Genomic DNA, 4,719 nt, shown 5'->3' with positions numbered 1-4,719 from the left:
CAACGATCAACCTCGTTTCCGGACTCGCCCATTAACCAAGTGCTTCAGCGCACCACGTACTCGCTCGAGACAAAACGTCTGGAGAAGGAACGAAGCATCCCCAGTGTTGCCAGAAAGGCGCTCGGGTTCCGGTTTCGTGTTCTGCTCCATCCCGGTCAGGGCCCCGTCCCGGGGCTTGATTCGCGCGCGAGCTCCGTCTCGAAAACTCAGAACTAGACAGCCGTTGCCTGGCGGCCTTCCGAGCCCAGATGCGTGCGAGCCTCCCTCAACCCTTTTCGTTCTTCTTCGGCCAAAGGGTCACCGTTGATGGTCTTCCTTGGCGATCGCGCTTTTCCCGTCCTCTGACCCAACGATGTGGCCGTGAACTTCAGCAAGTGTTAGCGGCCTGGGGTTGTGGGATCGTCAACCGTTTCTTTGAGTTGGTCCGAGGTTTAGAGGAGTGCTTCGCGGGCGAGGACGATGGTTCTGTCTCGGGGAAGCTCGATGACGTCGACGGGGTCGGGTGCGAGCCTGTCGAGGGCTAGGAAGAGGACTTGGGCCCAGCGAAACATTTTGCTCCGCCGGTTGTAGCGGGGTACTGGGGTGGAGATGAAGAATGTTGCGCGTGAGGAAGCGAAATTTACTAGCGCTGTCTTGTCGACGGTGTGAGCTTCGGTCAGGAGTTCTGTCATCCGGGGTTGCTCAAGGAATCCGACTTTCGCGACGACGCGAACGATTCCGGAGGGGAACGTTTCGACGTTGATTCGTTGTTTCATCCCGACGGTGGAGGGGACGTCGATCGTTGACCAGCTCAAGAGGATGGAGCGTTTCTGGAGGGCATGATTTTGAGTGACCATTGTGCGCAGGGCAACGGGCACAATATTTGGATTCCGGGTAATGAACACTGCGTCTCCGGGAACCCGGAACAGGTCCCCTTTGGCGCGTGTGAGAAAGGACTCCAGGTCGCTGAGGGGGAGCTCGCCGATGCGTCGTGCGGCGCGGATGCGTTGCTGTCCTATCCACCATGAGCCCATCACTGTGAATATGATTGCGCCGATTGCGAGTGGGAGCCACCCTCCCGAGGTCGCTTTGGGTAGGTTCGCGACGAGGAACGCGACAGTCACCAGGAGGATTGCGCCTGCGGCGAGAATTCTTGGCGTGAGGCGTCTGGAGTGTGCCCAACTCCAGGCCAGGTAGACGATGGTGGTGATGGAGATGGTAGTGGTGACGGCGATGCCGTATGCGGAGGCCAACGCGGCGGATCCTCGGAAGCCAATTGTCACGGCGAGCACAGCAAGTGCAAGTAGGACGTTGATGGCTGGAACGTAGATCTGGCCCTCGTTCTTTTCCGATGTGTGAACTACTCGAAGTGGAGGGAAGAGCCCCAGACGCCACGCTTGATGGATGACGGAGTATGTCCCTGAGATCACAGACTGGGAAGCGATGATCGTGGCGGCCGTGGCGAGGATGACCATGGGGAGTTGACCCCACGCGGGCACGAGGCCGAAGAAGGATGCGGTCGCCTCCTGCGGGTGGCGCAGAGCCAAGGACGCCTGCCCAAGATAGTTGAGGACCAGGGCGGGAAAGACGACCCACATCCATGCGCGCGTGATCGCTTGTCGGCCGAAATGGCCGAGGTCGGCGTAGAGGGCTTCGGCTCCCGTAACGGCCAGAACGATCGCTCCGAGGGCGAAGAATGCTGTCCCGGGCTGGTCGATGAAGAAAAGTACAACCCAGTGCGGTGAGAGCGCTTGAAGGACCGCGGGGTCCTCCAGGATCGATGCGCCACCCGTCACTGCGAGGACAAGAAACCAGAGCAACATTATCGGGCCAAAGAGCCGTCCGATTGTTCGGGTGCCAAATCTTTGTATCGCAAAAACACCCAGCAAGATCACGACTGCGATCGGCACCACAAGGGCGGACAGGGTCGGCTGGATCACTTCTAGACCTTCTACTGCGGACAGGACCGAGATCGCGGGAGTGATCACGCTATCGCCTAGAAACATTGCGGCACCCAGCATGGCAACAATAGTGAAGGTCGTGAGGGTTCGAGCTTTCAGACCGCTCCGGCGGAGAAGCCCGAATAGTGCGAGAAGCCCACCTTCGCCTCGGTTGTCAGCCCGGATCAGGAAACGCACGTAGAGGATCGTGACAACCAAAGTGAGCGCATAGACGATGGTCGCCGTCGACCCATACACATATTCGGCCGACGGTCCGCTGACATCGAAACGACCGGCGTCAAACGTCGTCGTCGCCGCGTAAAGCGGGCTGGTGCCAATATCGCCGAAGACGACACCCATCGCCGCAATCATGGGACCCACAACCAAAGCCGGACCGCGTGCGCTCAATTTTTCCAACTTCACGAATCTTTCTACATCCAAGACAGGCTCACGGCAGCTGGGACCGCTGTCGATCCGGTTAACGGTTAGCGTGCGAAGCGGTCTTGAAGGCGCCGCGTCAACTAACTCCTGAATCCTAGGGTGCGGAGAGAGCGTTATGTGTGCCGCAGCCGGTATCGTGCGACGTGTCGGCAACCATCGGTGAGCACCAAGTCGACCTGGCCGGCGCCCACTCCAAAGTTCCCACGCACCGCCCCCATCTGTGAACCTCCGGAAATAGATGGAAGGCCCAGCGGCTGGGGTGCGTGAAGCCCTGGCCGTCATCGAGCGCGGCAACCCCACGAGCAGGGCGGCGATACGGGTCGAGACGCGGTGGCGGGTTAGGGCACGGTAGGTGGTCATCGCGCATTCGTCTTCGGTGTTTCGTCCCGCGAGCTCGAGCAACACGTACATTTTTCGACATGATCTCCAACACCATCCCGTCGTTGCGGCAGAGCAGATCGACTGCATACGCCACCCCGACCGGGCTGCGGGCAACGGCGGTTCGTGGTCGATTCCCGGCCCGATACGGCAGCATGGACCCCATGCAGGCCAACTCAGAGTTCAAGCCGGAGTTCTTAGAGATCAACCCGCTCTTCGCCCGCCCGGGGGAGGACAGCGTTGTCCCACGTTATGTCCTCGGCGCGGACCCGATGGAGCCGGAGACGGCGTACCAGATCATCCACGACGAGATCATGCTCGATGGCAATGCCCGGCTGAACCTCGCGACCTTCGTGGGCACCTGGATGGATGATCACGCCGGCCGGCTCTACGCGGAGGCCTTTGACAAGAACGTCGTCGACAAGGACGAATACCCCCAGACCGCGGCGATCGAGGAGTATTGCTGGCGGATGATCGCGGGCCTCTGGCATGCGCCGGAGCCGATGGACACGATCGGCACGTCGACGATCGGATCCTCGGAGGCGTGCATGCTCGGCGGACTGGCCCTGAAACGACGCTGGCAGCAGGCCAGGCGGGCGGCCGGGAAGCCGACCGGGCAGCCGAACCTCGTGATGAGTTCCGCGGTGCAGGTGTGCTGGGAGAAGTTCTGCAACTACTGGGACGTCGAGGCGCGCTTCGTGCCCATCAGCGAGGAGCATCCGAGCCTCGACGGGCACAACCTCGAAAGCTATGTCGATGAGAACACGATCGGCGTCGTCGCGATCATGGGCGTGACCTACACCGGGGTCTACGAGCCGGTCGCGGCGATCGCCGCAGCCCTCGACGAGGTCCAGGAACGCACCGGACTGGACATTCCGATCCATGTCGACGCGGCATCCGGGGGCATGATCGCGCCCTTCCTGCAGCCGGAACTGGCCTGGGACTTCCGGTTGGAACGGGTGCATTCGATCAATACGTCCGCGCACAAGTACGGTCTCGTATACCCCGGCCTGGGCTGGATCGTCTGGCGTTCGAAGGACCTGCTGCCGGAGGACCTGGTCTTCCACGTCAGCTACCTCGGCGGGAGCATGCCCACGTTCGCCCTCAATTTCTCCCGTCCCGGCGCGCAGGTGCTCCTGCAGTATTACCTCTTCCTCCGGCTCGGGTTCGAGGGATACCGTGCCGTGCAGCAGGTGTCCCAGGACGTGGCACGATTCCTTGCGCGCGGCATCGAGAAGATCGGCGCCTTCACCCTGTGGAACGACGGTTCCGATATCCCGGTGTTCGCGTGGCGGCTCACCCCCGGCCACACCCGGAATTGGAACCTGTTCCACCTCTCGGACCGGCTGCGTTCCCATGGTTGGCTCGTTCCCGCCTACCGGATGCCCGACGACCTGTCCGAGATGACGGTGCAACGCATCGTCGTGCGCAACGGGCTCAGCATGGACCTGGCCGCACGCCTGCTCACGGTCATCGAGCATGAGACGGCCTACCTTGACAGGCTCGAGGGGCCGATGCCGGTCGAAGGGCAGCAACCCGGATTCACGCACTGACACCCCGCGGCGGTCCTCCGTACAGCAGATTCCCCGTAGGTTCGGTTGGGTGCCGCGAGGCGAAATGCAGCCATGAAGGAGACCCGGTCACGGCAGGCGTGGTGGCGGCGTCGACCATAAGGGGGGATCGCGGAGGGGAAGCACTGAACGAGAACTGAACCGCACTCCTAGAGCGAGGGATTCTCTGGCAGGCGCCGGTAGACAGTGTGGTGAGAAGCCTCGCTCAGCCAAACACCCGGCAGCCTGCGGCCGGCGGTGTCGATTGGGTTGACGAGGACCGTTGGAACGTGGCCGTGCTGGTCACGTTTGACCACGACAACAAAAGTTTGGCCCAAAACATCGTCCGTCCGGAGAGTCACGGCCGTCCACATTGTTGACATCGGGTTTCCCTCAGCGTAATAGGTCTCGTGGAGTGTAGAAGTTCGGTG

The 4,719-nt window shown here is 61.6% G+C and carries 3 protein-coding genes; 1 reads left to right on the top strand and 2 read right to left on the bottom strand.

Annotation, left to right across the window (positions count from 1 at the left end; genetic code table 11):
* Positions 1–431: 431 nt before the first annotated feature.
* Positions 432–2,342 (bottom strand): KUP/HAK/KT family potassium transporter, encoded by a 1,911-nt coding sequence (locus tag QN350_RS19050; RefSeq protein WP_322137430.1) that lies wholly within the window; start codon positions 2,340–2,342, stop codon positions 432–434.
* A 551-nt stretch (positions 2,343–2,893) separates the two neighbouring features.
* Between QN350_RS19050 and QN350_RS19045 the strand changes: the two genes are divergently transcribed.
* On the top strand, positions 2,894–4,291 hold the full coding sequence (locus QN350_RS19045; RefSeq protein WP_322140322.1) for a glutamate decarboxylase: 1,398 nt from the start codon (positions 2,894–2,896) through the stop codon (positions 4,289–4,291).
* 167 nt (positions 4,292–4,458) lie between these two features.
* On the opposite strand, the gene QN350_RS19040 is transcribed toward QN350_RS19045, so the two are convergent.
* A partial coding sequence (locus QN350_RS19040) for a hypothetical protein (RefSeq protein WP_323503745.1) occupies positions 4,459–4,719 on the bottom strand: 261 nt, incomplete at its 5' end.

It is taken from the genome of Cryobacterium sp. 10I5 (assembly GCF_035019865.1).
Classification (GTDB): domain Bacteria; phylum Actinomycetota; class Actinomycetes; order Actinomycetales; family Microbacteriaceae; genus Cryobacterium; species Cryobacterium breve_A.
This window is presented reverse-complemented; position numbering and strand designations above follow the sequence as displayed.

Bases quoted from the DNA above. Each gene is read 5' to 3' on its own strand.
- QN350_RS19045 (WP_322140322.1), top strand. From the start codon at position 2,894: ATGGACCCCATGCAGGCCAACTCAGAGTTCAAGCCGGAGTTCTTAGAG.